Origin of the sequence: Bacillus sp. FSL M8-0071 (assembly GCF_037975455.1) — a bacterium.
Lineage (GTDB): Bacteria > Bacillota > Bacilli > Bacillales > Bacillaceae > Bacillus > Bacillus subtilis.
In genome coordinates this window covers 1415642-1440548 of record NZ_CP150256.1, presented here as the reverse complement: position 1 = coordinate 1440548, position 24907 = coordinate 1415642, and the positions used below count along the sequence as shown (strand labels likewise).

26 protein-coding genes, 1 pseudogene and 3 riboswitches are annotated in these 24907 nt (G+C 41.6%); of the genes and pseudogenes, 9 read left to right on the top strand and 18 right to left on the bottom strand.

Annotated features, from left to right (window positions below; all coding sequences use genetic code 11):
• The first annotated feature begins 77 nt into the window (after positions 1-77).
• Positions 78-263, top strand: a complete 186-nt coding sequence (locus tag MKX71_RS07500) for a YkvS family protein (RefSeq protein ID WP_003232446.1) — start codon at positions 78-80, stop codon at positions 261-263.
• A gap of 120 nt (positions 264-383) precedes the next feature.
• On the opposite strand, the gene MKX71_RS07495 is transcribed toward MKX71_RS07500, so the two are convergent.
• From MKX71_RS07495 to MKX71_RS07475, 5 genes and pseudogenes are all read right to left on the bottom strand, one after another.
• On the bottom strand, positions 384-674 hold the full coding sequence (locus tag MKX71_RS07495) for a YkvR family protein (RefSeq protein ID WP_015252208.1): 291 nt from the start codon (positions 672-674) through the stop codon (positions 384-386).
• 836 nt (positions 675-1510) lie between these two features.
• A pseudogene (locus MKX71_RS07490) lies at positions 1511-2345 on the bottom strand (glycosyl hydrolase family 18 protein); the annotation flags it as partial.
• Between the two features lie 96 nt (positions 2346-2441).
• Positions 2442-2669, bottom strand: a complete 228-nt coding sequence (locus tag MKX71_RS07485; protein ID WP_017695061.1) for a LysM peptidoglycan-binding domain-containing protein — start codon at positions 2667-2669, stop codon at positions 2442-2444.
• Between the two features lie 15 nt (positions 2670-2684).
• Positions 2685-3884, bottom strand: coding sequence for a spore protein YkvP (gene ykvP, locus MKX71_RS07480; RefSeq protein ID WP_339231924.1), 1200 nt, complete (start codon positions 3882-3884; stop codon positions 2685-2687).
• Between the two features lie 652 nt (positions 3885-4536).
• Positions 4537-5283, bottom strand: coding sequence for a glucose 1-dehydrogenase (locus MKX71_RS07475; RefSeq protein ID WP_339231923.1), 747 nt, complete (start codon positions 5281-5283; stop codon positions 4537-4539).
• A 168-nt stretch (positions 5284-5451) separates the two neighbouring features.
• Here MKX71_RS07475 and MKX71_RS07470 point away from each other — a divergent pair, with 168 nt between their 5' ends.
• A complete protein-coding gene (locus tag MKX71_RS07470) occupies positions 5452-5808 on the top strand; it encodes a winged helix-turn-helix transcriptional regulator (protein WP_015715792.1) in 357 nt (118 codons plus the stop codon).
• A 548-nt stretch (positions 5809-6356) separates the two neighbouring features.
• Here MKX71_RS07470 and queF read toward each other — a convergent pair.
• The 5 genes from queF to MKX71_RS07445 form a co-directional block, all read right to left on the bottom strand.
• Complete coding sequence (gene queF / locus MKX71_RS07465; protein ID WP_003218613.1) at positions 6357-6854, bottom strand: preQ(1) synthase; 498 nt, start codon at positions 6852-6854, stop codon at positions 6357-6359.
• Positions 6855-6871: 17 nt separating this feature from the next.
• Positions 6872-7603: a 7-carboxy-7-deazaguanine synthase QueE gene (gene queE, locus MKX71_RS07460; RefSeq protein WP_003232460.1), complete on the bottom strand. Its 732-nt coding sequence runs from the start codon at positions 7601-7603 to the stop codon at positions 6872-6874.
• Entirely contained in the window at positions 7596-8045 is a 450-nt protein-coding gene (gene queD / locus MKX71_RS07455; protein WP_003232462.1) for a 6-carboxytetrahydropterin synthase QueD, read from the bottom strand. The genes queE and queD overlap by 8 nt, the downstream gene beginning before the upstream one ends.
• The gene (queC, locus tag MKX71_RS07450) at positions 8038-8697 is read right to left on the bottom strand and encodes a 7-cyano-7-deazaguanine synthase QueC (protein ID WP_003245417.1); all 660 of its coding nucleotides are present in this window, start codon (positions 8695-8697) and stop codon (positions 8038-8040) included. The genes queD and queC overlap by 8 nt, the downstream gene beginning before the upstream one ends.
• Positions 8698-8826: 129 nt before the next feature.
• Positions 8827-8871, bottom strand: a riboswitch (PreQ1 riboswitch).
• Positions 8872-9009: 138 nt separating this feature from the next.
• A complete protein-coding gene (locus tag MKX71_RS07445) occupies positions 9010-10053 on the bottom strand; it encodes a membrane protein (RefSeq protein WP_032721430.1) in 1044 nt (347 codons plus the stop codon).
• Positions 10054-10419: 366 nt separating this feature from the next.
• Between MKX71_RS07445 and clpE the strand changes: the two genes are divergently transcribed.
• From clpE to motB, 3 genes are all read left to right on the top strand, one after another.
• Positions 10420-12519 carry an ATP-dependent protease ATP-binding subunit ClpE gene (gene clpE, locus MKX71_RS07440; protein WP_339231921.1) on the top strand — a complete coding sequence of 700 codons (2100 nt, stop codon included), beginning with the start codon at positions 10420-10422 and terminating at the stop codon, positions 12517-12519.
• A gap of 383 nt (positions 12520-12902) precedes the next feature.
• On the top strand, positions 12903-13715 hold the full coding sequence (gene motA, locus MKX71_RS07435; RefSeq protein WP_003238984.1) for a flagellar motor stator protein MotA: 813 nt from the start codon (positions 12903-12905) through the stop codon (positions 13713-13715).
• Complete coding sequence (gene motB, locus MKX71_RS07430) at positions 13687-14472, top strand: flagellar motor protein MotB (protein ID WP_003232473.1); 786 nt, start codon at positions 13687-13689, stop codon at positions 14470-14472. The genes motA and motB overlap by 29 nt, the downstream gene beginning before the upstream one ends.
• 39 nt (positions 14473-14511) lie before the next feature.
• Here the strand turns inward: motB and mhqR are convergent, their stop codons facing one another.
• A complete protein-coding gene (gene mhqR, locus MKX71_RS07425) occupies positions 14512-14949 on the bottom strand; it encodes a MarR family transcriptional regulator MhqR (protein ID WP_003232475.1) in 438 nt (145 codons plus the stop codon).
• Positions 14950-15141: 192 nt separating this feature from the next.
• On the opposite strand from mhqR, the gene kinD reads away from it, so the two are divergent.
• Positions 15142-16662, top strand: coding sequence for a sporulation kinase KinD (gene kinD, locus MKX71_RS07420; protein ID WP_072557174.1), 1521 nt, complete (start codon positions 15142-15144; stop codon positions 16660-16662).
• Positions 16663-16689: 27 nt separating this feature from the next.
• On the opposite strand, the gene MKX71_RS07415 is transcribed toward kinD, so the two are convergent.
• Complete coding sequence (locus MKX71_RS07415; protein ID WP_144458953.1) at positions 16690-17121, bottom strand: hypothetical protein; 432 nt, start codon at positions 17119-17121, stop codon at positions 16690-16692.
• 85 nt (positions 17122-17206) lie between these two features.
• The gene (gene spo0E, locus MKX71_RS07410) at positions 17207-17464 is read right to left on the bottom strand and encodes an aspartyl-phosphate phosphatase Spo0E (protein WP_003232480.1); all 258 of its coding nucleotides are present in this window, start codon (positions 17462-17464) and stop codon (positions 17207-17209) included.
• Between the two features lie 202 nt (positions 17465-17666).
• Between spo0E and MKX71_RS07405 the strand changes: the two genes are divergently transcribed.
• Positions 17667-17987 carry a YkvA family protein gene (locus MKX71_RS07405; protein ID WP_029317715.1) on the top strand — a complete coding sequence of 107 codons (321 nt, stop codon included), beginning with the start codon at positions 17667-17669 and terminating at the stop codon, positions 17985-17987.
• A 40-nt stretch (positions 17988-18027) separates the two neighbouring features.
• On the opposite strand, the gene mtnD is transcribed toward MKX71_RS07405, so the two are convergent.
• The 5 genes from mtnD to mtnE form a co-directional block, all read right to left on the bottom strand.
• Positions 18028-18564, bottom strand: coding sequence for an acireductone dioxygenase (gene mtnD, locus MKX71_RS07400; protein WP_003232483.1), 537 nt, complete (start codon positions 18562-18564; stop codon positions 18028-18030).
• A gap of 15 nt (positions 18565-18579) precedes the next feature.
• Positions 18580-19209 (bottom strand): methylthioribulose 1-phosphate dehydratase, encoded by a 630-nt coding sequence (locus MKX71_RS07395; RefSeq protein ID WP_339231920.1) that lies wholly within the window; start codon positions 19207-19209, stop codon positions 18580-18582.
• Positions 19167-19874, bottom strand: coding sequence for a 2-hydroxy-3-keto-5-methylthiopentenyl-1-phosphate phosphatase (gene mtnX / locus MKX71_RS07390; RefSeq protein WP_046380981.1), 708 nt, complete (start codon positions 19872-19874; stop codon positions 19167-19169). Before mtnX ends, MKX71_RS07395 begins: the two co-directional genes overlap by 43 nt.
• On the bottom strand, positions 19871-21088 hold the full coding sequence (gene mtnW, locus MKX71_RS07385) for a 2,3-diketo-5-methylthiopentyl-1-phosphate enolase (protein WP_339231919.1): 1218 nt from the start codon (positions 21086-21088) through the stop codon (positions 19871-19873). Before mtnW ends, mtnX begins: the two co-directional genes overlap by 4 nt.
• 84 nt (positions 21089-21172) lie before the next feature.
• Positions 21173-21273, bottom strand: a riboswitch (SAM riboswitch).
• Positions 21274-21311: 38 nt separating this feature from the next.
• Positions 21312-22508 carry a methionine-glutamine aminotransferase gene (mtnE, locus tag MKX71_RS07380; RefSeq protein WP_339231918.1) on the bottom strand — a complete coding sequence of 399 codons (1197 nt, stop codon included), beginning with the start codon at positions 22506-22508 and terminating at the stop codon, positions 21312-21314.
• 94 nt (positions 22509-22602) lie between these two features.
• Here mtnE and MKX71_RS07375 point away from each other — a divergent pair, with 94 nt between their 5' ends.
• Together MKX71_RS07375 and mtnK are read left to right on the top strand one after the other, a co-directional pair.
• Complete coding sequence (locus MKX71_RS07375) at positions 22603-23382, top strand: carbon-nitrogen family hydrolase (RefSeq protein WP_003232495.1); 780 nt, start codon at positions 22603-22605, stop codon at positions 23380-23382.
• An 82-nt stretch (positions 23383-23464) separates the two neighbouring features.
• A riboswitch (SAM riboswitch) is annotated at positions 23465-23621 on the top strand.
• 92 nt (positions 23622-23713) lie between these two features.
• On the top strand, positions 23714-24907 hold the full coding sequence (mtnK, locus tag MKX71_RS07370) for an S-methyl-5-thioribose kinase (RefSeq protein ID WP_339231917.1): 1194 nt from the start codon (positions 23714-23716) through the stop codon (positions 24905-24907).

The window sequence follows — 24907 nt, the reverse complement described above, 5'->3', positions numbered from 1 at the left end:
TTATCGCTTTACTTCTCAATGAAAATACTGCAAAATACTTTCAAAAGGCATTATTATGTTTAAAGGAGAGGAAGCTTGTGAAAATCGCTAAGGTTGGGAATGTCATTGAATTTAAAAACGGATTAACCGGTGTTGTTGAAAAAGTAAATGAGAATTCTGTTATCGTTGATGTGACGATCATGGATAACTATCGGGATCTTGAGTTAGATTCATTGACAGTTGTTAATCATAAAAATTATAAGATCATCAGAGACTCCTATTAAAACCTCCTTATTTCCACATTTATTCAAAAAACTGCAAGACGGACAATTTAACACCTTACATATGAAATTCGCTTTCTCAAAAGCTGCCGGCCGGCAGCTTTTTTACATAAAAAACACCGATCATGAATCGGCGTTTTTGTCTATTTCCGTTATTTCTATATAGAACTCGCTGACGGCCCCTGGTTCGTACAGGTTGGTCAATGATGTTGAATAATTTGTCATTTCCCCCCGGAAGGCAAGACCGCGTTCCGGAACCTCGACATTAAACGTTTTTTCATACAACAGGACAGCGATATCATGGTAAGTCTCACTCGTAACGTTTAAGGTAAATGCAATTTTTCGCTTCGGCTCGCTCTCCTCTTGATATGCAGCCATTTCTAACGTTACATTGTTTAACCGCAATGTCTTCACTTCATATCACTCCTTTATAGTCCATGCATCTTAGCATACCTTAGCGAATGTTTACAATGAATCTGTTCTTAACGGTTATATGAACCAATTCATTCGAAAAGACATCTTTACAAACATACGTTCGTTAAATTATAATAAAACAGACGAGCTGCCATCCAGCATCCCGTCTTTTCATTAGAAAGCGGCGAGTGGAATTCCCCCCCGGATTCGCTCGTCTTTTTTATGTAAAAACCCCCTCATTTCTAAGGAGAAACTATATGGTCGATTATCAACAAGTCATGTTTCACCATGCGTACCTTGGCGCCTTGAATTTCCCCATCCTTTAATGAGAGCGGCCAATCAATTCTCATCATGTTTTTTAGATAAACCAGCATCCATTCAGGAAGTATATGAGTGTATGTTTTTAAAGTTCTAGTTATTCGTGCGCTTCCATATCGATCCTGAACAATTCTGAATGAAATGCAATAATCCTGCTATTAAGGTAGCATGTGTATGACTTAAATCATGGAAGCAGAATAAATTCAACACATCCGTAATTACTTGAAATGCGTACTATAATATAAGTTTGAATGGGGATTTCAAGCCCAATGTAATGCCTCGTATAGAACATTCCGGGAGAAGGGCCTATGGAATGCCCACACTGTTTTACCCACACTCGTAATAAACTCCTTTCAGTATGTCCATTTAGAGATTCATTGCAATTATCTTCGAATTTTGTTCTGAACTATAAATCATTATATATTTTTAAACACTGTATTCCAGACTGACGCATCTTCTTGTCCAAGACTCCAGCTGCCAAGACCTTTCAGATTATATTTTTGAGCGAGTTTTATTTTTGCTCTGAGTGACTGTTCATTTTCAAACCATAATGTATATGTTCCCGAAGGCAACGGCCCCTTGTTATCGTGATTGACAGTAAAAATAGCTTTTGGAGATTGACTCTTGGTGTCAAAAATAATTGTTCCGCTATGCCTTTTTACTAATGAGTCAACAAGGTAAAGGGGAATGGCTTGAGAGGCAGATTGGCCTTCCATCCAGCAGCGGCCATAGAATGGCAATCCTAAAACTAGTTTTTGAGGAGAGATTTTTTGGGTCAGAACATATTGAATGGACTTTTCCACCCATCCTACACTTGCGGTAGGCCCAGCAAGGCGGCTTTCATCATAGGCCATAACCATAAGATAATCTGCATATTTAGCCTAAATACTCGTAATCATATGATCCGTGCCAGCCCTTCGTCCAGCCAAAAGGATTTGCCGCCACTGCAACTGATACTTCTTTATGTCTAGGAATACTTTCCCTTACCAATCTAACAAAATCTGTAAATAGATTCCGATCTTTTTCTGTAAGGTTTTCTATATCGATATTAACTCCGTCCAAATCCAGTTCTTCTATTGCATGAGAGATTTGTTTAGCTAAAAGAACTCGGTTCATTAATGCAAATCGTCCCAAATCCTGATCCCAATGATTGCTTAGAAAAGGAACTACTTTTAATTTTCTTCTATGAAGAGCTTTAATCACATCGGGATTAGCTGAACGGAGAAGTAATGATCCATCTTTTCTGATATAGAAAAAATCAGGAGACACAACATTTAATACTCCGTTCGTTTGATCAACGTGTTGAATAAAATCCCATCCTAATCCAGAATAGAAATAGCTCATTTGAAACATCTCATAACCCCTTCATCCCCAAAAATATCAAGTTCCCCACAAATAAAAAAATGAGGATTGTCATTTCAATTTGATTCGTTTCCGAAACCTCAAAGATTATCTTTCTCTTATCTTTATAATTTGTCCAGGATAAATTCTATCTGAAGAAAGCTTATTAAGATTCATAAGTTGTTGTACCGGAATTTTAAAGGATTTGGCAATCGTCCATAATGTATCGCCGGATTCCACATGATATACTTCGTATGTCACGGGAAATTCCATATAACGAGGCGTTCTTTTTACTTTATTCGCTTGATTTCTTATTTTAGGTATTTTCCCCTTCATTCATATTACTCTCCTTTAGAAAAATTTGTTATTAATATTTCTAAACCGTTTCTCTCTAATCTTAATGATTTGTCCAGCATATATTTGATCTGATTTGAAATGATTAAGCTCCATGAGTTGCTGCAGGGAAACATTATACTTCCTGGCAATTATTGATAATGTTTCACCGGGAGTAACATGATGGATCACGTATTTTTCTTTGAGAACATCTACATAATGAATGGTTTCCCCTAAGTTTCTTATGATTCCTCTGCTTTTTAGCACCTCAAGCATTCTCTCGGCTCTATGCCGATAGGAATCATTCTTTACAGCCTTTTTACCGTTTATCTGAATCTTTTTTCTCTCGCTATCATGATTCAAATAGTATTTAACCTTTTCCAAAGTTTCTTTTGGGGAGGAAGAAACGATGAGATCGCGGCCAGGTTTGAATTTATCTCGAACTGCTGGTATATCCGATGTCAATAAAAACCCCCCGGAACCAAGAATCTCATAGGTGCGTTGCGTAAGTTGGCTTTCACAGTTTTGCAAACCGATAACGACTTTTGCTGAACTGTAAACTTTATATGCTTCAGTATAATCAAGGTATCCATGGATCCAATTGGGGGGAATTTCTCTTCCTATATATTTACTCATTTTTTCCCAGTTTCTCCCCCAAAAATCAATGCGAATACCTTTCCGTATAAGAGGACGAATAAGCGTTTTTAAAGAGGACGAACGGAACACTTCCGGATGTTCTTCAAGAAAATTAGGGTAAGCATTAGCCACCACTGCTATATCACAACTGTATTTCGCTAATGGTTTAATCTGGTGATGTATACTTTCGTGAAATGCAAAGTCTAAGTGAGCTGCTTTAATCCCCATGCTTTCATAAGTTTTACACAGAGAAGGCGTAACCGTGAAAACAAAATCCGGTTTCATCTTTTTAATTAACGGGATAGTAAAGTTTTGAGTGTGCAGCGGGTCTTCAGTTGCCCAATAAACGAGAGGGATATTCACCTTTTTAGTAGCGTTGCGAATCCAGGCCTGCTTTTCCCTTGAATGCTCTGGTGTCCATCCCATAGATACTATTAGATCTGGTTTAAATTCGTCTATCATTTCAGTTATATTTTCCCGACTTACAGGACCGGAAATCATTACGGTATGTCCTGCTTCCCTAAACCCATTCGGTAAACCATAGAGCCACATGGGATGACTCTCAAGGAAAAGAATTTTCACACATTTCCATCCTCTCTTTCACTTTTTAATGTCTACTTTATTGGTATGTATATGTAATATAACTTGTCGCGGTACTAGTCTATAAAAAACGTTCAGGTGTGAGATCACGAGATAGCTTGTGTGGGATGCCCCACAAAAAAAGAAAGCAACCTACAACATATTTTCCTATGTGGTTATTCAGGACATAAGGATTCCTTTAAATATTTTTAAAAGTATTAGAATACAAGGACAGGGATATTATTTTTTATTAAAAGTCAAGAAAATGTTTAATTTTATTAATAATTAAGAAACCAAATGAAATGTCACACATTTTATAAACAAAAAGAGAGGATAGATGAACAGGGTGAAAATGCCTGTATTCAACTATCCTTTTTTTGTACAACAAATGACCTCATTTACTACAACAACGGTGTTGTTTGTTCTTCAACTAACGCCCCCGTTACTTTAAGTACATTTATTCACAGTGTAATCTTTTTTACAGGTCATTTAGTAGTAGCCCCAGGAAAATGCGAATTTACAACGTTAAGCAAATTCAAACATAAAAAAGTCGAATTCCCTGTCCTTTAAGGAAAACGACTTTTTTATACGACTTCTTCAAGTAAATCCCCATTAACCTTTTTTGGGGACTATTTGTAATCTCTGCGCAGTGAAATTATACCTGTGCTAGCCCGCCATCTACGAACAATTCAACACCCGTCAAGTAACTGCTTTCGTCTGAAGCAAGGAAAGATACAGCGTTTGCTACTTCTTCAGGTGTCCCAACTTTTCCAGCTGGAACAGTATTTCTGCTATTTTCCAGTACCTCTTCAAGTGTATCACCAAAAAGCTCATCGTAGGCAGGTGTAAGAATACCTCCTGGACTAACCACATTTACACGGATTTCAGTACCTTTTAGGTCAAGAATCCAGTTGCGAACTAGTGCTCTTAATGCTGCTTTAGATGCTCCATATACACTAAACGCTGGGTTGGCAATTGATCCAGCAGTAGAGCCCGTTACAATAATAGAACCTACTTTGTCTGGGAATAGTGATAATGCTTTTTGAACAGTAAAGATGGTTCCTTTAACGTTAATGTCGAACGTTCTATCAACCTGCTCTTCAGTAATTTCACCTAATGGAAGGAAGTTGCCGATGCCTGCATTAGCAAAAAGAATGTCCAACTTACCTTTTTCCTGCTTTATAATGTCATATAGTTTGTCTAAGTCTTCAAGCTTAGAAATATCACCTTGAACACCGGTTACGTTCTTGCCAATTTGGTTAACAGCTTTATCAAGTTCGTTTTGTCTACGTCCCGTGATATAAACATATGCACCTTCGTTTACAAATTTTTGTGCTGTAGCAAGACCAATCCCGCTTGTTCCACCCGTTACAAGCGCTATTTTGCCTTCAAATTTACCCATACTTAACACTCCTTTAGAATTAATATTATTTTATGTCTAGTACCTTTAAGTACTTGAAGAACAACTTACAAGATATAGTATCCTTCAGTAAGCACAGTATCGGAAGTACCCACTTTTTTGTGATATAGTAACTAAAAAGTAATAAATGTGGAATGGAGAGCTTTAGACATGAAAAAATTTAGCTGTGGGTTTGAAGTGACAAAGGAAGTTATTGGCGGAAAATGGAAAGGCCTTGTATTATACTTTTTAATGAATGGACCAAAGAGAACGAGTGAATTAAAGCGCATTATCCCAAATATAACTCAGAAAATGCTGATTCAAACACTTAGAGAGCTTGAAGCCAGTGGACTTGTGAGCAGAAAGATGTATAATCAAGTACCGCCGAAGGTTGAATATTCATCCACTGAACTCGGAGAATCTCTTAAACCTATCTTGCAGGAGCTCTGTCAATGGGGAAGCCATTATGCGGAGCAAAAGTATACAGAAGGTGAATATGAAATTGTACAACCAGAACAACTAAGTTAGGATTGATGTAGCTGCTGAAGTAAATGCTAAACAACTTCAATACCATCACCTAACAGATGAAGAACAGTCAGAAATAAATGAGATATTCAATTTTGAAAGTGAAGTTCTAATAAGAAGTGGCATCGACTATATTCAGGAGAATTGATGAAATTCAAAAAAGAGCTGTTTCAAATGTTAAAGAGAAGGTTCAGAAACTTAGCCAAAAAATAAATGAAGATATTGATAATAATATTTAATGCCTATGATCTCTAGATAGGCATTTTTTCTTTCGGATAAAAAAGAAAAGACGTACAAATTGTACGCCTTAATCTGCTTCTGTACTATCAATTTTTCACTGCATAAAAGTCACAGTTCAGGTTGCACCTCAGGTCACACTTTTTAATACAATTCCCATGAGTAGAGCCATTTTCAGGTGTGACTTTTCCCATTTTTATTGAGCTTAGTACGGGTCACACTCCGGTCACATTTCCGCTGAAAATTAACGCTGAATGTTCGGATTTTACTGTGACTCCACTTCGTTTCACACTCCGTATCACACAACGGAATAATTAACGATTATCAATTGTCTCCGGATACAAATCATGGTTCATCATACGGTATTCGGCCATTTTCTCATACTTCGTGCCAGGCTTTCCGTAGTTTGTGTACGGGTCAATGGAAATTCCGCCTCTTGGCGTGAATTTGCCCCATACTTCAATGTAGCGCGGGTCCATTAATTCAATCAAGTCATTCATGATGATATTCATGCAGTCCTCGTGGAAGTCACCATGGTTTCTGAAGCTGAATAGATACAGCTTTAATGATTTGCTTTCAACCATTTTTTCATCAGGAATGTAGCTGATGTAGATTGTCGCAAAGTCTGGCTGGCCTGTTTTAGGACATAAAGATGTGAATTCCGGACAATTGAATTTTACAAAGTAGTCACGGTTTACATGTTTATTAGGGAAGGATTCCAGCACGTCCGGTGCATATTCGAACAAATAATTTGTACCTTGGTTGCCTAGCAATGTTACACCTTCTAATTCTGATTCTTTTCTTGTCGTCATGTTCATCTTCCTTTCTATTATACTCCGCGTTTGTTGCCCCATAACAGGGTATGCAGCTGCGGGAGCACTCTGACGAGATTCAGCTCCGCATCGACAGCTACCTTATCAACAAGCGCTTCATATTTCCCAAGCAAATGTGCAATCAGTGACTGATCATCTGTCGTATGCACGTCATCATTTCCGACTTGTAAATAAAACGGGATTCCCGGATACCGCTTGTGCACAGTTTTGGCAAATTCCAGATCTTCATCATTAAAGATGACAACCTTCAAGCTGACAGCATGCTGTCTATCATTCTCTTGAAGTGAAGTTAAAATGTGGTCAAGCTTTTGAAAGTTCGTTACCATTTTTGAGCTTGGCGGTTTTGGAGAAATTGTCAGGTCATCAATCAGCGTAAACCAATCCTGATAAACGGTCCCTTGAGTTTCAAGCGCTGCACGGATGTTATTTTCCTTCAGCAGTTCAATAAAAGCATCCAGCTGTTTTAACAGAGCCGGGTTGCCGCCTGAGATCGTCACATGAGAAAACGCATCTCCCCCAATGTCCTTAAGCTCCGCAAAAATCTCCTCCGCCGTCATCCAGCGAATATCTTTTTTAGCAGACCCATCCCAAGTGAAAGCGGAGTCACACCAGCTGCAGGAATAATCGCAGCCGGCTGTCCGGACGAACATCGTTTTCTGTCCGATCACCATGCCTTCTCCTTGAATCGTCGGGCCGAAAATTTCTAATACAGGAATTCCTTTAGCCATTCAAACCACCCTTTTTCGGACGGTAGACACAGTAGCTTGTCGGTGTTTCACGGACAAACACCTGTACACAGGTCGGCTTATTCTCCAAAGTGTCTAAATAAGCCTGTACGTTGTCATAAATCGTTTTCGCCACGACTTCAGTTGTCGGCAGCGAATACCGGTCGTCCTGAGAAAAATCTTCATGATCATTTAATAGCGTGTGATCATAGTTTCCGTGCACCAGTTTTTTGAGTACGCTGAAATTGACAAGAAAGCCTGAATCGTCAAGTTCGTCGCCGGCAACGGTTATATTTACGGTATACGTATGCCCGTGAACCCTGCTGCACGCTCCCGCACTTTCCCGAGGGATAAAATGAGCGGCTGAGATATGCATGTCCTTATTCAGTTCAAACGAATAAGGATGCTGGGCCTGCGGATAAATTTGAGATAACAATTTATGCACGCTCTCCTTTCATCACCATATATTCTTCATAACCTTTTGAACGAAGGTGACATGCCGGACATTCGCCGCAGCCGTCTGCGATGATGCCGTTATAGCATGTCAGCGTGTTGTTTTTCACAAAATCCAGCGCGCCAAGCTCATCTGCAAGCTTCCACGTTTCCGCCTTATTGAGCCACATGAGAGGCGTGTGGATCACAAACGGCTTCTCCATTGCCAGATTTACCGTGACATTGCAAGATTTCACGAATTCGTCACGGCAGTCAGGATAACCACTGAAGTCTGTCTCGCAAACTCCTGTAATAATGTGGCGCGCGCCAATTTGGTAAGCCAGGATAGACGCAAAGGATAAGAATACCAAATTGCGGCCTGGAACGAATGTGGATGGCAGTTCACCGTCTTTTACTTCTATCTCAATATCATTTCTAGTCAGGGCATTCGGTGCAAGCTGATTTAAAAGTGACATATCAAGCAAATGATTTTTCACACCAAGCTTTTCCGCAATGGATTTTGCCACTTCAACTTCCTGCGAATGTCGCTGATTATAATGAAAAGTCACCGTTTCGACTTCTTCGAATTCTTTTAAGGCCCACAGTAAGCATGTTGTGCTGTCTTGACCGCCGCTAAATACGACAATTGCTTTTTCTTTTTTCATGATTCCTCTCCTTCTCCGCAATAAAAACGCCGGCGAGAGACATCGCTACAGCTAATTCACGCAAAAAAACACCTTTTTTCGGAAGGTGCTCTAGAAAAACATAAAAAAGGCCGTATCCAAGGATACAGCTCGTCCTTAGTTTTTTATAGAGGGTGTAGCTAGAACCTCTCCCGCATATCGCACGGATTTTCTTCAATTTTTTCACTTCTGCTATCTTACCATAATGATGTTTTTCTTGACAATAAAAAAGTCAGTCCCCGGTTCCTAGATCAATTATCGCTCTATAGTGACGGTTCGTTTCATTATATATATTTATAAACTGCGCCGCCGAGGAGCTTTTTTGCAAAGCAAAGCGCCTATGAAGGCCAGGCTCACATAGCCAAACAAGGGATAAATCGTTGAAATAAGCCTGCCGTACCCTATTTGGCTCGTAATATAAGCCGTGATCATAATGGCCGCAAAGATATATTTGCTTTTCACTGGAAGAAAGCTTTGAACTTGTTTTTCTAATCCATATAGATTACCGATAACTGATGTGAACACTTCTCCGAAAATAATGAGTAAATAAATCAAATGGACAGATCGTGCAAAGAGATAAACCACTTGTGCCATCGGTATATCATACAAAAATACATCCGGAAGAGTTGACAAAGACAGAAAACTCGCGGACAGCACAATCGTCAGCATCGTCCCTCCGATTAAAGCGCCTTTTTTGATCACTTTCTCCGAGGACATTTCATTCGCCAGCGGAACCAAAACTGCTTGGGCAAGCGATAAATTCAAAGCCCCGTAAGAAAAGGCTGATAACAGCCAATCCCAGCGATGCGGCCAGACCCACTGAGCTGCGTTTCGTGATTCGCTGAATATAAAAGAGTCGGCCACCACAATCATTGAAAAGATGATTAAAAGGGGAACAACAAACACATTGACACCGAAAATGCCTTTTACTCCTCTAGTCATCACAATTAAGCTCAGACCGATTGTAATAAGCATCCCAATCTGAGCGGACATCCCCAGCTGTTCCTCAAAAAGCGCCCCTGCCCCTGAAAGCATGACAGATGTAACTCCGAGGAGAACAAACAGCATAAATACATTGATAATCCGCCCAGCCGCCGCCCCGAACAAAAAGATGTTCATTTCTTGATATGACTTGGCATTGATTCGCTTTGAAATGATCATCAGCTTGGCGCCCAGAAACGTAAACATTCCACCGCTGACGAGAATGCCGAATAAACCGAACCAGCCGAACTTCAGAAAAAACTCAACAATTTCTCTGCCAGTCGCAAATCCAGCTCCGACTACTGTGCCGACATACACAAAAGCAAGCTGACTTGCAGACCCTTTTGATTGTTCCATTTCTCCCCTCCGAACGAACCGCAGTTTTGTCCATAGGTGCCTTTTTATAACCTATGAGACAAGTTCCTTGAAAAGACGAAGAAAACATGTTTTACTTTGTAACAAATCAAAAATTTTTTGTGCGTAAGACTTGAAAGTCAAAGATAGTCAGAGTATACTATTAATCAAAGTTGGTCAAACAAACCGGCCTTTTTTTAAAAATCAATTGGTCAAAGATAGTCAAATATTCAGTCTGCTTTGAGCATATTGGTTTGAATGCCGTTAAGTTTGCCGTATACTAATAGTCAAAGAAGGTCAAATCCAATAGACCTTTTTATTCACTTTCATTGGTCAAAGAAGATCAAATTATTAAGGAGGTTTTGGCAAATGCGTTGTCAACATTGTCATCAAAACGAGGCGACGATTCGCCTTAACATGCAAATAAATTCCGTTCATAAACAGATGGTTCTTTGTGAAACTTGCTATAACGAACTGACCCGTAAACCTTCAATGAGTATGGGTCCTCAATCTTTCGGATTTCCGTTTGAACAGGCATTCCAGCCGAAAGAAAAGAGCGCAGCAAAACAAAGCGGAAAAAAAGGGTTGCTTGATGAGCTGGCTCAAAATATTACAAACGGTGCTAAAGCCGGTCTCATTGATCCCGTCATCGGCCGTGATGATGAAGTGGCGCGAGTGATCGAAATTCTAAACCGCCGCAACAAAAACAATCCGGTTCTTATTGGTGAGCCGGGTGTGGGGAAAACTGCCATCGCTGAAGGGCTCGCTTTAAAAATTGCTGAAGGCGATGTTCCAAACAAACTGAAAAACAAAGAGCTATACTTGCTTGATGTTGCATCCCTTGTTGCAAATACAGGGATCAGAGGCCAATTTGAGGAGAGAATGAAACAGCTGATCACTGAGCTGAAGGAACGAAAAAATGTCATTCTGTTCATTGATGAAATTCACCTTCTCGTCGGCGCAGGCTCTGCAGAAGGATCAATGGACGCCGGCAACATTCTCAAACCGGCCCTAGCCAGAGGCGAACTGCAAGTCATTGGCGCGACAACACTGAAAGAATATCGTCAAATCGAAAAAGATGCCGCGCTGGAAAGACGTTTTCAGCCTGTCATGGTGCAGGAGCCTTCAGCTGAACAGGCTATCCTCATTCTGCAAGGGATTAAAGACAAATACGAGGCATACCATGGCGTAACATTCAGTGATGAAGCAATCAAAGCGTGTGTCACTTTATCATCCCGCTACATTCAGGACAGACACCTGCCGGATAAAGCAATTGATTTATTAGATGAAGCAGGTTCAAAAGCCAACCTGTTAATTGATGAACTGAATGATGAGGATGCCGCTGAACGCTTAACTGCAATTGAAGCCGAAAAAACAAAAGCCCTGGAAGATGAAAATTACGAACTGGCGGCAAAACTCCGTGATGAAGAACTCGCATTGGAGAAAAAACTGAACAGCTCCTCCGCTCATACCGCTGTCACTGTGGAAGCTGAGCACATTCAGGAAATTGTTGAACAAAAAACAGGCATCCCTGTCGGCAAACTGCAGGCAGACGAACAAACGAAAATGAAAGAACTCGAAGCAAAACTTCATGAACGCGTGATTGGACAAGAAGCCGCTGTTCAAAAAGTGGCAAAGGCGGTAAGACGAAGCCGCGCCGGTTTAAAATCCAAAAACAGACCAGTCGGCTCCTTCCTCTTCGTCGGTCCTACCGGCGTAGGGAAAACAGAGCTTTCTAAAACACTGGCAGATGAATTATTCGGCACAAAAGACGCTATTATCCGACTCGATATGAGCGAATACATGGAGAAACACGCCGTATCTAAAATTATCGGTTCACCGCCTGGATATGTCGGCCATGAGGAAGCTGGACAATTAACTGAGAAAGTGCGCCGCAATCCTTACAGCATTGTGTTGCTAGATGAGATTGAAAAAGCACACCCAGACGTTCAGCATATGTTCCTGCAAATTATGGAAGATGGCCGTCTGACAGACAGCCAAGGCAGAACTGTAAGCTTCAAAGACACTGTGATCATCATGACAAGTAATGCGGGTGCTGGTGAGAAACAAACGAAAGTCGGTTTCCAATCAGATGACAGTGTCATCGAAGAACAAACATTAATTGATTCACTGAGCATGTTCTTTAAACCTGAGTTCCTCAACCGTTTTGACAGCATTATTGAGTTCCGCTCATTGGAAAAAGAACATCTTGTCAAAATCGTCAGCCTTCTTCTTGGAGAACTTGAAGAAACATTGGCGGAACGGGGCATTAGCTTGAATGTGACAGATGAAGCGAAAGAAAAAATCGCTGAGCTGGGCTACCACCCTTCATTCGGTGCACGTCCGCTTAGAAGAACCATCCAAGAATGGGTTGAGGATGAAATGACCGATCTGCTGCTTGATAATGGCGAGATCACAAGTTTTCACGTGATTTTAGAAGATGATAAAATCAAAGTGCGAGCGAAATAACAATCAGCGGTTTCCTTTTAGGAAGCCGCTTTTTTTATGCTTTCATACTCTTGACTTAGAAAATACCGTCCCTTCCCCTGAAGCGCTACTTCCCTTCATCCTTTACACTTTTTTTAAGGAGGGATGGAACATGTTTATATACAGTGAATATGTATTTCTACTATTATATGAATACCATCTGAAGGACAGCTTGCAAGAAAGCTGCTAATTTCAGTAGACACCCGGGCTTTTCAATTTTGGAGAGCCCGTTTTTGTTTATTTCTCCCTTCTATGCCTCTTCCTTGAATATTTCATGAACAAATTCACAATGTCCCTAAAGTTCCGGGCACCAAAACCGATATTAACCATAGACAAGCTAGTAAAAAAGGATTTGGTGAAAAACTATGGATAAAACTTCGTTAATCGGTATTATTCTTGCTTTTGTGGCATTGAGCGTCGGGATGGTTCTGAAAGGCGTCAGTTTCAGCGCCCTTGCAAACCCCGCTGCCATTTTAATTATTATCGCTGGGACAATCTCAGCAGTCGTTATTGCGTTCCCAACAAAAGAAATTAAAAAAGTGCCTGCGCTGTTTCGAGTGTTATTTAAGGAAAATAAACAGCTCACAATAGAGGAACTCATTCCTATGTTCTCTGAATGGGCTCAGCTTGCACGCCGCGAAGGTCTGCTTGCTTTAGAAGCAAGCATTGAGGATGTAGATGATGCTTTCTTGAAAAACGGGCTCAGCATGGCTGTTGACGGGCAAAGCGCGGAATTTATCAGAGATATTATGACAGAGGAAGTCGAAGCAATGGAGGACAGGCACCAAGCCGGAGCCGCTATTTTTACACAAGCAGGAACGTACGCTCCGACACTTGGAGTACTCGGCGCTGTAATCGGGCTGATTGCCGCTCTCTCTCATATGGATAACACAGATGAGCTTGGACACGCCATCAGTGCCGCCTTTGTTGCCACACTTCTCGGTATCTTTACAGGGTATGTGTTATGGCATCCTTTCGCAAATAAATTAAAACGAAAATCAAAACAAGAAGTAAAACTGCGTGAGGTCATGATTGAAGGTGTTTTATCCGTTTTAGAAGGACAAGCACCGAAAGTCATCGAACAAAAGCTTTTAATGTATCTTCCTGCGAAGGACCGCTTGAAATTTGCAGAACAAGGAGAGGCGCAAAATGGCGAGAAAAAAGAAGAAGAAGCATGAGGACGAGCACGTTGATGAATCATGGCTCGTTCCTTACGCCGACATCCTTACTCTTCTCCTGGCATTGTTTATTGTGCTGTACGCGAGCAGCTCGATTGACGCAGCTAAGTTTCAAATGCTCTCAAAATCATTTAATGAAGTTTTTACAGGCGGAACCGGTGTACTGGACTACTCCAGTGTCACTCCTCCTGAAAACGAGTCAGACGGCATCGATGAAGTGAAAAAGGAAAAAGAAGAGAAAGAGAAAAACAAGAAAGAAAAAGAAAAAGCAGCTGATCAAGAAGAACTTGAAAATGTGAAGAGCCAGGTGGAAAAGTTCATCAAAGATAAAAAGCTGGAACATCAGCTGGAGACGAAGATGACTAGTGAAGGCCTTCTGATTACGATTAAAGACAGCATCTTCTTTGATTCTGGAAAAGCGACCATCCGTAAGGAAGATGTGCCGCTTGCAAAAGAGATTTCAAATCTTCTTGTGATTAACCCGCCAAGAAATATCATTATCAGCGGACATACTGATAATATGCCAATTAAAAATTCTGAATTCCAATCAAACTGGCATTTAAGCGTCATGAGAGCAGTAAACTTTATGGGGCTCCTGATTGAAAACCCCAAGCTCGATGCAAAAGTGTTCAGCGCCAAGGGTTATGGCGAGTATAAACCGGTGGCTTCCAATAAAACTGCGGAAGGCCGAAGCAAAAACCGGCGGGTTGAAGTTCTCATTTTGCCGAGAGGCGCAGCGGAAACAAATGAAAAATAGCAAAAAAGGAAGCCTTGTGACATATCAGGCTTCCTTTTTTTACTTATTATGAAACTGTTTTGCGTTTAACCCTACTCTTTTTAACATTTCAGTGCACATCTCTACCTCTTCTTCGCTTAATACGCTGATCATTTCATCAATTTCAGCAGCGTGATCAGGGAAAATATCGTTCAAAAGACCGATGCCTTTTTCAGTAATTTGCGCAAATGTCACTCGTCTGTCTGTAGGAGACGCTTTCCGAATGAGAAGTTCTTTTTGCTCCAGCTTATCTACAACGTATGTGATGCTCCCGCTAGCCAAGAGAATTTTATCTCCTATCTGCTGCAGCGGCTGATCGCCTTTATGGTACAAAAGCTCTAGCACAGCAAATTCAGTCGGATTCAGCCCATGCTTATGAATATGCTTATTCATATGATCGTTAATAGACCGATACGCGCGCGACAGCACGATAAATAACTTCAGTGATTTTTCTGTCATGTCTCAATCATCCTTTTAGAAACCGTTACAGAGAAACATTAATAAACAAAGACCAAAATGTCAATAAAAATCTTTCCAATATTTCTCTTCTTTTTTAAAATGTAAGCTTGCCAACACCTTTTTCTAATTTTTTTGGTTATTTTTTCTTATTAAAGAAGAAGAAACAATGATATAATACCTCTAATCAGGTGTATGTTGGAGCGATGCAAATTGAAAATACTAAAAGGCGCCTGCGGGAGAGTCAAACTTTATATCATACTGGTCGTGATTCCGGCAATCGTCATCAGCTTTTTCGTATATGAAAAAGAAAAAGATACAATAGCTGCAGAACATAAACAAGAAGCAAGTGTCCTGCTAAACCTTCACCGCAACAAAATCAATTATTTAATCGGAGAAACAATGGCGAGAATGACCTCCTTGTCCATCGCCATCGACAGACCGGTTGATATAAAGAAAATGCAATCAATTTTGGAAAAGACCTTTGATTCAGAGCCGAGATTTTCCGGTCTCTATTTTCTCAATGCCAAAGGAGACGTCACCGCAAGCACAACCGAATTAAAAACGAAAGTAAACCTGGCCGACAGATCTTTTTTTACAAAAGCAAAGGAAACTAAAAAGACAGTCATTTCAGATAGTTATTCGAGCAGAATTACTGGTCAGCCAATTTTCACAATTTGTGTGCCTGTTTTGGACTCAAAACGTAATGTGACAGATTATCTTGTCGCAGCTATTCAAATTGATTATTTGAAAAATCTCATTAACTTACTAAGCCCTGATGTTTATATTGAAGTTGTGAACCAAGACGGGAAAATGATTTTTGCGAGCGGACAAGCCTCTCATGCAGAGGATCAGAAACCTGTCAGCGGATATCTGGATGATATCAGCTGGAATATGAAAGTCTATCCGAACCCGGTCACAATAGAAGAACTGACGAAAAGCCTAGTGCTTCCGCTTTCATGTATTATTGTTCTGCTGAATATCCTTTTTATTCTCGTGCTGTATTATTTGCTGAAGCGGCAGACCCAGCTGGAGCGCTCAGAAAATGAGGCGCAAAAATTAGAGTTGATCGGGACGCTTGCTGCCAGCACAGCCCATGAAATCCGTAACCCCCTCACCGGCATAAGCGGCTTTATTCAGCTGTTGCAAAAGAAATATAAAGGTGAGGAAGATCAGCTTTACTTCTCCATTATCGAACAGGAGATAAAGCGCATCAATCAAATAGTGAGTGAGTTTCTTGTTCTCGGCAAGCCGACAGCTGAAAAATGGGAGCTGAACTCACTTCAGGACATTATCGGAGAAATTATGCCGATCATTTATTCTGAGGGCAATCTATACAATGTTGAAGTCGAATTACAGTATTTAACCGAGCAGCCCTTACTCGTAAAATGTACAAAAGATCATATTAAACAAGTGATTTTAAATGTAGCAAAAAATGGCCTCGAGTCAATGCCTGAAGGAGGCAAACTGACGATCTCCCTGGGAGCTTTAGATAAAAAAGCCATAATCAAAGTTGTGGATAACGGTGAAGGGATTTCTCAGGAAATGCTGGATCACATCTTCCTTCCCTTTGTTACTTCTAAAGAAAAAGGAACCGGTCTCGGCCTTGTTGTTTGTAAACGGATCGTACTGATGTACGGAGGCTCTATTCATATTGAAAGTGAAGTGCGAAGAGGCACAGAGGTGACAATCACCCTCCCTGTATCCGCTTCATAGCCCCCCTGACCATGTCAGGAGGGTTTTTTATCTTCGTGATCGGGCATTGCCATTCGATTTGCTTGCTGGTCTTCCAGAAAAAAGGACTTTGATGAAACGCAACAGCATTTTCAAAAGCAAAAAAAACATAAAAAATACTAAAAAACCCTTTATACCTTCCGTGGCATCTAAAAACTCCATATTCCCTCTCCCCGTCACCTTTTGCTGAATCTCAATCGCAAATACGATGACAATGATGACTGTAACGGTATAGATAAAGGACAAGGCTGTCATACTCCATTTAGAAAGCCATGTAAACACAGCGTGAGTGACGCCGAAAAAGAATATGCCAAAAATGCCGATCACCCAAAAATGCATTTCTTTGTCAGTTAAATGAATGCCAAATATTTCGCATAAGGAAATAAAAGCATCATGAAATTGATTGACCATTTCGGTAATGAGAATCGCCAGTTCTTTCATTAGTTCCCTCTTTCATATGAATTTTTCCCAGAAAAAAAGAGCGCTTCCGAAAAGCTCTCTCTTTATATATGCATCTGATAGGCCGCTATTTATTTGCATCATATGCTGGCATAACATCTCTGCGGGGCCACAAGCCTAATTTCTTTACAAGGCCTTGAATCCCTTGGGAATGTTCGTTTTCGTGCATAAGCTGGTGATATTCATTTATTAAACAATCCAGCTCCTGACTGTGCCTGATCGTGTCATGCCCTGTAAATCCCTGCTTTCTAGCGGCATCTATCATTAACTTTCTTTTTTCATCAATAGACACCAACAATCTTTCTTGTTCAGAAGAACCGCCCATTCACTTCACCCCTCGCCGCTAAGAAATAGGAAACAAGTTTGATTGGGTTATTGTGCATTATTACAGATTATACTTTATTTGTAAACATATTTTCATTAAATAAGTTAATTTTTCAGGTATAATAGATATATTGATAGGATTAGAAGAACAATACCCAGGTGAAGAATATCTTAAACACGCCGCCAGGCAGGAGGTATGCCCAATGAAGAAAAAGAAAGCAATAATGCTCGGAGCGGCAGGCGGAAAATCGATTTTAAAGAGGAAAAACCGAAAAAAATGTATCCAGCACATTACTACTTTTTTTCAGATGCTTCGCGATTGGCGAAATGGCGACTACCCTCGTTCACAGGTTAAAACACTTTTGCTGTTAACTGCCGCAATCCTGTATATCGTCATGCCGCTCGATATCATTCCAGACGTAATCCTCGGTCTTGGATTCATTGACGATGCAGCTGTTTTAGGTTTGATTTGGACACTGATTAAAAAAGAACTGTCACAATATGAAAAGTGGCGTTTGCAATAAATATAAAAAGCCCCGTTCGATGAACGGGGCTATCTCATGCTTATTGATTCACGCTGTCTTTTTCATAAATCGGAACCCAGCCTTCAGTTGTGACAAAAATTCTCACCGCGACAACTTTGCGGTCCTCCTGAAGCGTGAAGTAATGGCGGATATTCTCAGGCACGGAGATTAAATCTCCAGGGTTTAAACGGACATCAAAAAACGTGCCGTCCTTGCCTTGAATGACAAAAATACCGTGTCCGCTTACAATAAAACGAACCTCATCGTCTGTATGGTGATGCTCTCTTTTAAAGTTTTCAAGCAGTTCATCAAGTTTCGGATTGCTGTCTGACAATGAAATAACATCCTGTGCTTTATAGCCGCGGCGGGTTGAGATATCTTTAATTTCAGTTTCGAAGGTATCAAGAATTTGCTGTTTTTCTTCTTCTGTCAGGTCATATTTCTCTGAGAGATGTTCCGGAAGCTTCGTGATATCCCATTGCTCATAAATAACCTCTTGACTGTCCAGAAAGCTTGCCACTTCCTCTTGATTTTCAATCGTTGTATTTGCCTCATCATGAATTCGAATTGTAGCCATTTAGAATTCCTCCTTTTATTTAACCAGCTGATGCTGGAGTGTTTTCAATTTCAAATGGTAGCTGAATAAAAATTCATATGCTTCAAGCACTCTTTTTGCCTCAAATGCTGTTTTCCCCCAAGCCGTAATACCATGATTTCGGATCAGAACAGCTCCTGAATCTTCTGAAATCTCTTCCGCAAACAGTGCCGCAAGCGTTGGGATATGTGCCGGATTTTCTATAATCGGAACGGTCACTTCTGCGTTCTCTTCCCACAAGCCGAGTGCTTTTATAATTTCCTGGCCTTTGAATGTGATTTTCTTTTGGTCTCCGTATAACTCTGAAATCACATTATTGTTTACCGTATGGACATGCAGGCAGCACCCGGCATTGGTTTTATTGTACAAATGTGTATGCAAAAGCGTTTCTGCTGACGGTTTCAGAGAATGCCCGCTTTCAGCAGGCTCTCCGTTTTGATCGACCAGCAGAAAATCTTCAACCGTCTCTTTGCGTTTGTCTTTTCCGCTTGCAGTGACGAGAAATGTTAAAGGCTCATCTGTAACCTTAATTGACAGATTACCGCTAGTCGCCGGAAACCACTCTCTCTCTGCCAATTCCCGTTTTACTTCAGCGAGCTCTCGCCAGCGTTCTTGTTTTGCAGCCATTCCTGTACCTCCTTTACATTCTCAATTTCCTTTGTTATCTCATAAAAATCTTGATACGGAAGATGATTGAGGTTTTGCTCCCGGCATTCGTTTAATAAATAATCCCTTGCAAAGCATAGGTCAGACAGCTTTGCTGCCTCCACATCTGTAACCGAATCACCGATCATGATGATATATTGGTTCGGTTCAGAAAGTTCATGGATGACCGACGGCTTACAGCACCCGCATTGATTGCTGCATGTGCCCTTGCAGGAATGAGGCCAGTCAATATGGATATAGTCATTGTCAAATGAAGCATGGTTGCAATAAATGCGGTCTTTCTCCACAATGCCTTCAAGCAAAGGATATACAAAAAAGTCCATTCCACCGCTTATAACATAAAACGGAATCTCGTGCTCATTGATAAATGCTACAAATTCCCGAAAGCCTTCCCTGATTTTTGCATCTTCTAATACAAAACTTGTAATCTCTTCTTTTAAACGGCTGGGCAGAAGGCCGAACATCCGCCCGACACCTTCCTTGATCGACAGCGTTTTGGAAAGTACGCCGTCTTTTAATGCCACCCACTCTGGGGGAGCAAATGTTTTCATGATATTTATAATGTTGTCGTTCATCGTGATGGTTCCGTCAAAATCACAAATAATAAAAGGTTTTCGAGTCGTCATACGGCTTCAACCTTTCCCCATTTATCTAGCGCAAGCTTAAGATCCTTGCACTGTTCGGCTTTTTCATCAATCGGCTGGGCCTCTAGGACCGCATCAATAATGGCTCTGAACGCTCGCCCCCCGCCTTGGGCACCGTTCGGATGTCCATGTACGCCTCCTCCGGCGTTAATAATGTGGTCTATGCCGTAATCACGCATTAATAGCGGAACCATGCCGGGATGAATGCCTGCTGACGGAACCGCAAATGTTTGGTTAAAAGCATCCTCTCTCACACATTCTTCATGAATCGCCAGTGCGTCTGCTCTTGGAAGCGCAACCGAACCATATGGAGACGGAAAGAGGCTGAAGTCAGCACCGCAATATCGGTTTAATTTTCCGAGTAAAAGAGCGTGAGAAAAACCGTAAAACGGAGAAGACGTAAACGCTCCGCTGACCGCTGGATGCGCCATAATCGGAACTGGGATTTCAGGATCTTCCGCAAGGCCTTGCATAACGTCCAAGCCGTAAGCGAAGACATTAAACAAAAGCGCATCCGCTCCCAGCTCGGCGGCGCGTCTCGCTTTGTCTTTCAGATCAGCCGTACGTCCAGTCAAATTCACCGCATACAGCGTTTTATGTCCGGTTTGCTCATACGTTTCTTTCAATATTTGCTTTCCTTCTGCAATTCTTGTTTCAAAAGGCGCTAGACCTGTCTCAAAGAAAATTTCATCGTCTTTAATCAAGTCAACTCCGCCAAGCGCCTGCTGCCGGAGCTGTTCTTTAATATCACTCAGGTCCCTTCCGATTACGCCTTTAAATATGCTCATTAACAGCGGTCTCTCAAACTCTCCCAGCAGCTTCCGGATGCCGTATACGCCAAACTTCGGTCCCGGCAGTACACGCTTAAATGCTTCAGAGAAGTGAAGATCGATTAATTTGATTTTTCCGTCCAGGGACAGCTTGCCAAACACTGTTGTCAGCAAAGCCGGAATATCCTGAGAGAAATTGATTTCAGGATAGGCAATTGTGATGACCGCTTGTTTTTCTGATGCAGGAGTTCCCCCTCTCTCCTCAACTTTTATCACCCGCCCCTTATGCTTTTGCATTTGCTCCTGTTTTACAAGGGGCAGATCAGTCCAGGAGCCTACTGTCAATCCTGTTGCGATTTGTTCTGCTTTCTTCTCTGTATCGGCTCCCGGTTCGGTCAGGAGATATGTCGCTAATAACTCACTCATGCCAGAGCTCCTTTCATTTTCATCCATATCAAAAAACCTCTTCAAACTGCAATCGCGTCTAAAGAGGTTTCGTTTCTCGTCCGAATCTTATCTCTCAGCCGCTAGCTGCAAGAATTAGCACCGTGCTTTATAAGTCGGTTGCCGGGCTTCATCGGGCTCGTCCCTCTGCCTGCTCTTGATAAGAAAATATAGATTTTATAAATTATTTTGAATTATCCCATCGTTATAAGGTCTTGTCAATGCTTTTTTGGGTAAACAGGTTCAGTTTGCCAATTCGATAAGCGGCTTCCTTAAGTCTTTCTTCACTTGTTAAAAGTCCGACTCTGACGTAGCCCTCGCCATATTTACCGAAGCCGTTTCCAGCCGCAACCGCCACATTCGCTTTTTCCAGCAAAAGATCTGAGAACTGCTCAGAAGTATAGCCTTCAGGCACAGGCAGCCATGCAAAAAAAGAACCTGCGGGAGCTGTTACATCCCAGCCGATTTCCCGGCATGCCGTGATCCAAGCGTTTCTCCTGCTCTCATATCTGGCATTTTGCTCTGCCACACACGTCTGATCGGCTAACAGTGCCTCTGCTGCAGCCTCTTGAGTCGCTCTGAAAAGACTGACAAACATATGGTCTTGATAAAGATTGATCGCTTCAATGACCGAAGCGTTTCCGACGGCAAAGCCAACCCGCCATCCTGCCATATTATACGTTTTTGACAGCGTGTAAATTTCAACTCCGATATCCTTCGCACCTTCAGTCTGCAAAAAGCTTAAAGGCTTGTAGCCGTCAAATCCTACAGCGCCGTAAGCAAAATCGTGAACGACGCAGATTCCGTTTTCAGCCGCAAAACGCACGGTATCTTCAAAGAACTCGGAAGTAGCAACAGCTCCAGTCGGATTATTCGGATAATTCAAATACATCAATTTCGCCTGTTCCCTTACTTCAGCGGTTATGCTGCTGTAATCAGGGAGAAACGCCCTGTCCTTTACGAGCGGCATCATTTCCATCTTTGCTTTTGCAAGTGTGACACCCGACCAGTAATCAGGATAACCCGGATCGGGAACTAAAATCGTATCACCGGGATTCAATAAGCATTGCGGGAGCTCGACTAGACCGGCTTTTCCGCCGAATAATACAGCGACTTCGGTTTCCGGATCCAGATCAATGCCGTACTCTCTTTTATAAAATGCAGCAGCCGCTGACTTCAGACGGTATGAGCCGCGAAAAGACGAATATTTATGATTCTCAGGATCAGCAACAGCTCGTTTCATCTCCTCAACAATATGCTCAGGAGTCGGCTGATCTGGATTTCCCTGTCCTAGATTGATAACGTCATGTCCTTCTGCGAGCTTTCGGTTCACTTTCTGCACCAGAGAAGCGAAGAATTGTTTAGGCAATTCCTTCAATACATGAGACTGTTCAAATTTCATCTATTCTCACCTTCTAAAAAAATCTTGAAATGATAGTCCATCATCATATATGGTTAAATGAAAAAAGTAAAGAAAAATTTGGGGTGTTAAAAAGATGAAATGGACGATATCTTGTCTTCAATTTGATATTTCATACGGCAAACCTTCGGAAAATATAAAAAAGGCTGAATTTTTCATCGAAAAAGAAAGCAAACATGCTGATGTTCTTGTTCTGCCTGAATTATGGACGACCGGATATGATCTGGCCAATCTTGATGAACTCGCTGATGAAGACGGCCGCTCCGCTCAGAGCTGGCTGAAGAAAACGGCAAAAAAACATGGTGTTCATATTGTCGCCGGATCGGTCGCTGTCAGGAAGAATTCTGATGTTTATAATACAATGTACATCGCGGATAAGGAAGGGCAAATCATTAAAGAGTACAGAAAAGCCCATCTTTTTCAGCTGATGGATGAGCATCTGTATTTATCAGCCGGTTCCGAAGACGGATACTTTGAGCTTGACGGCGTCAAAAGCTCAGGATTGATCTGTTACGATATCCGTTTTCCGGAATGGATCAGAAAACATACGACAAAAGGCGCCAACGTGCTGTTTATTTCTGCGGAATGGCCTCTTCCCCGCCTTGATCATTGGAAAAGCCTGCTTATTGCGCGGGCCATTGAAAACCAATGCTTTGTCGCAGCCTGCAATTGTACCGGTTCAAATCCGGATAATGAATTTGCAGGACATAGCCTGATTATTGATCCATGGGGGCGTGTACTTGCTGAAGGCGGCCGGGAAGAAGGCATAGTCCGAGCGGAAATCGACCTTCAAGAAAGCGCAGAAGTTCGGGAGAGCATTCCTGTTTTCGATGATATCAGAAAAGATTTATATTAAAAATATATTGACAACTAACTAAATTACCTGTTACCATGTTCATCAACTGATAAATTAGAATTGTCAAACAAGTGAATATATTCTCTTATCGAGAGTTGGGCGAGGGATTTGGCCTTTTGACCCCAACAGCAACCGACCGTAATTCCATTGTGAAATGGGGCGCATCTTTTTCGCGCCGAGACGCTGGTCTCTTAAGGCACGGTGCTAATTCCATTCAGATCTGATCTGAGAGATAAGAGAGGCGGACATAGATGTTAAGCCTCCTTCTCTCTGAGAAGGAGGCTTTTTTACGGCTACATATTAAGTGATTACATAATTGGAGGTTATGATGATGGGAGTCACAAAAACACCTTTATACGAAACGTTAAATGAAAGCTCCGCTGTGGCGTTGGCGGTGAAGCTTGGCCTATTTCCAAGCAAAAGCACGCTGACATGCCAGGAGATCGGAGACGGCAACTTAAATTACGTTTTTCATATTTATGATCAAGAACATGACAGAGCATTGATCATTAAACAGGCGGTTCCGTATGCAAAAGTGGTGGGAGAAAGCTGGCCGCTGACAATCGACCGTGCAAGAATCGAAAGCAGCGCTCTCATCCGTCAGGGCGAGCATGTGCCTCACCTGGTTCCAAGAGTGTTTTATTCTGATACGGAAATGGCCGTTACCGTCATGGAGGATCTCTCTCACCTCAAGATCGCAAGAAAAGGACTCATTGAGGGTGAAAACTATCCTCATCTGTCGCAGCACATCGGTGAATTTTTAGGAAAAACACTTTTCTACTCATCAGATTACGCGCTTGAACCTAAGGTGAAAAAACAGCTTGTTAAACAGTTTACAAATCCAGAGCTATGCGACATTACGGAAAGACTTGTTTTTACAGATCCTTTCTTCGACCATGACACAAATGATTTTGAAGAAGAGCTTCGTCCTTTTGTCGAAAAGCTTTGGAATAATGACAGCGTTAAAATCGAAGCCGCTAAGCTGAAAAAGTCATTTTTAACGTCTGCAGAAACGTTGATTCATGGTGATTTGCATACAGGAAGCATTTTCGCAAGTGAGCACGAAACAAAGGTGATTGATCCTGAGTTTGCTTTTTACGGACCGATCGGCTTTGATGTAGGGCAATTTATCGCCAACTTATTTTTGAACGCACTCAGCCGTGACGGGGCTGACAGAGAGCCGTTATATGAACATGTCAAAAAGGTCTGGGAAACGTTTGAAGAGACGTTTAGTGAATCCTGGCAGAAGGACAGTCTGGATGTTTACGCCAACATCGACGGTTACCTCACTGATACGCTCAGCCATATTTTTGAAGAAGCAATCGGATTTGCGGGCTGTGAGGTGATACGACGCACGATCGGCCTTGCCCATGTAGCTGACCTGGATACGATCGTGCCGTTTGATAAACGAATCGGCAGAAAACGCTTGGCGCTCGAAACCGGCACAGCCTTTATCGAAAAACGTTCGGAATTCAAAACGATAACAGATGTTATTGAATTATTTAAGTTACTTGTAAAGGAATGA

Bases quoted from the DNA above. Each gene is read 5' to 3' on its own strand.
- MKX71_RS07485 (WP_017695061.1), bottom strand. From the start codon at position 2,669: ATGAAGGGGAAAATACCTAAAATAAGAAATCAAGCGAATAAAGTAAAA.
- MKX71_RS07475 (WP_339231923.1), bottom strand. From the start codon at position 5,283: ATGGGTAAATTTGAAGGCAAAATAGCGCTTGTAACGGGTGGAACAAGC.
- MKX71_RS07470 (WP_015715792.1), top strand. From the start codon at position 5,452: ATGAAAAAATTTAGCTGTGGGTTTGAAGTGACAAAGGAAGTTATTGGC.
- queF (WP_003218613.1), bottom strand. From the start codon at position 6,854: ATGACGACAAGAAAAGAATCAGAATTAGAAGGTGTAACATTGCTAGGC.
- queE (WP_003232460.1), bottom strand. From the start codon at position 7,603: ATGGCTAAAGGAATTCCTGTATTAGAAATTTTCGGCCCGACGATTCAA.
- queC (WP_003245417.1), bottom strand. From the start codon at position 8,697: ATGAAAAAAGAAAAAGCAATTGTCGTATTTAGCGGCGGTCAAGACAGC.
- MKX71_RS07445 (WP_032721430.1), bottom strand. From the start codon at position 10,053: ATGGAACAATCAAAAGGGTCTGCAAGTCAGCTTGCTTTTGTGTATGTC.
- clpE (WP_339231921.1), top strand. From the start codon at position 10,420: ATGCGTTGTCAACATTGTCATCAAAACGAGGCGACGATTCGCCTTAAC.
- motA (WP_003238984.1), top strand. From the start codon at position 12,903: ATGGATAAAACTTCGTTAATCGGTATTATTCTTGCTTTTGTGGCATTG.
- motB (WP_003232473.1), top strand. From the start codon at position 13,687: ATGGCGAGAAAAAAGAAGAAGAAGCATGAGGACGAGCACGTTGATGAA.
- mhqR (WP_003232475.1), bottom strand. From the start codon at position 14,949: ATGACAGAAAAATCACTGAAGTTATTTATCGTGCTGTCGCGCGCGTAT.
- kinD (WP_072557174.1), top strand. From the start codon at position 15,142: ATGTTGGAGCGATGCAAATTGAAAATACTAAAAGGCGCCTGCGGGAGA.
- MKX71_RS07415 (WP_144458953.1), bottom strand. From the start codon at position 17,121: ATGAAAGAACTGGCGATTCTCATTACCGAAATGGTCAATCAATTTCAT.
- spo0E (WP_003232480.1), bottom strand. From the start codon at position 17,464: ATGGGCGGTTCTTCTGAACAAGAAAGATTGTTGGTGTCTATTGATGAA.
- MKX71_RS07405 (WP_029317715.1), top strand. From the start codon at position 17,667: ATGAAGAAAAAGAAAGCAATAATGCTCGGAGCGGCAGGCGGAAAATCG.
- mtnD (WP_003232483.1), bottom strand. From the start codon at position 18,564: ATGGCTACAATTCGAATTCATGATGAGGCAAATACAACGATTGAAAAT.
- MKX71_RS07395 (WP_339231920.1), bottom strand. From the start codon at position 19,209: ATGGCTGCAAAACAAGAACGCTGGCGAGAGCTCGCTGAAGTAAAACGG.
- mtnX (WP_046380981.1), bottom strand. From the start codon at position 19,874: ATGACGACTCGAAAACCTTTTATTATTTGTGATTTTGACGGAACCATC.
- mtnW (WP_339231919.1), bottom strand. From the start codon at position 21,088: ATGAGTGAGTTATTAGCGACATATCTCCTGACCGAACCGGGAGCCGAT.
- mtnE (WP_339231918.1), bottom strand. From the start codon at position 22,508: ATGAAATTTGAACAGTCTCATGTATTGAAGGAATTGCCTAAACAATTC.
- MKX71_RS07375 (WP_003232495.1), top strand. From the start codon at position 22,603: ATGAAATGGACGATATCTTGTCTTCAATTTGATATTTCATACGGCAAA.
- mtnK (WP_339231917.1), top strand. From the start codon at position 23,714: ATGGGAGTCACAAAAACACCTTTATACGAAACGTTAAATGAAAGCTCC.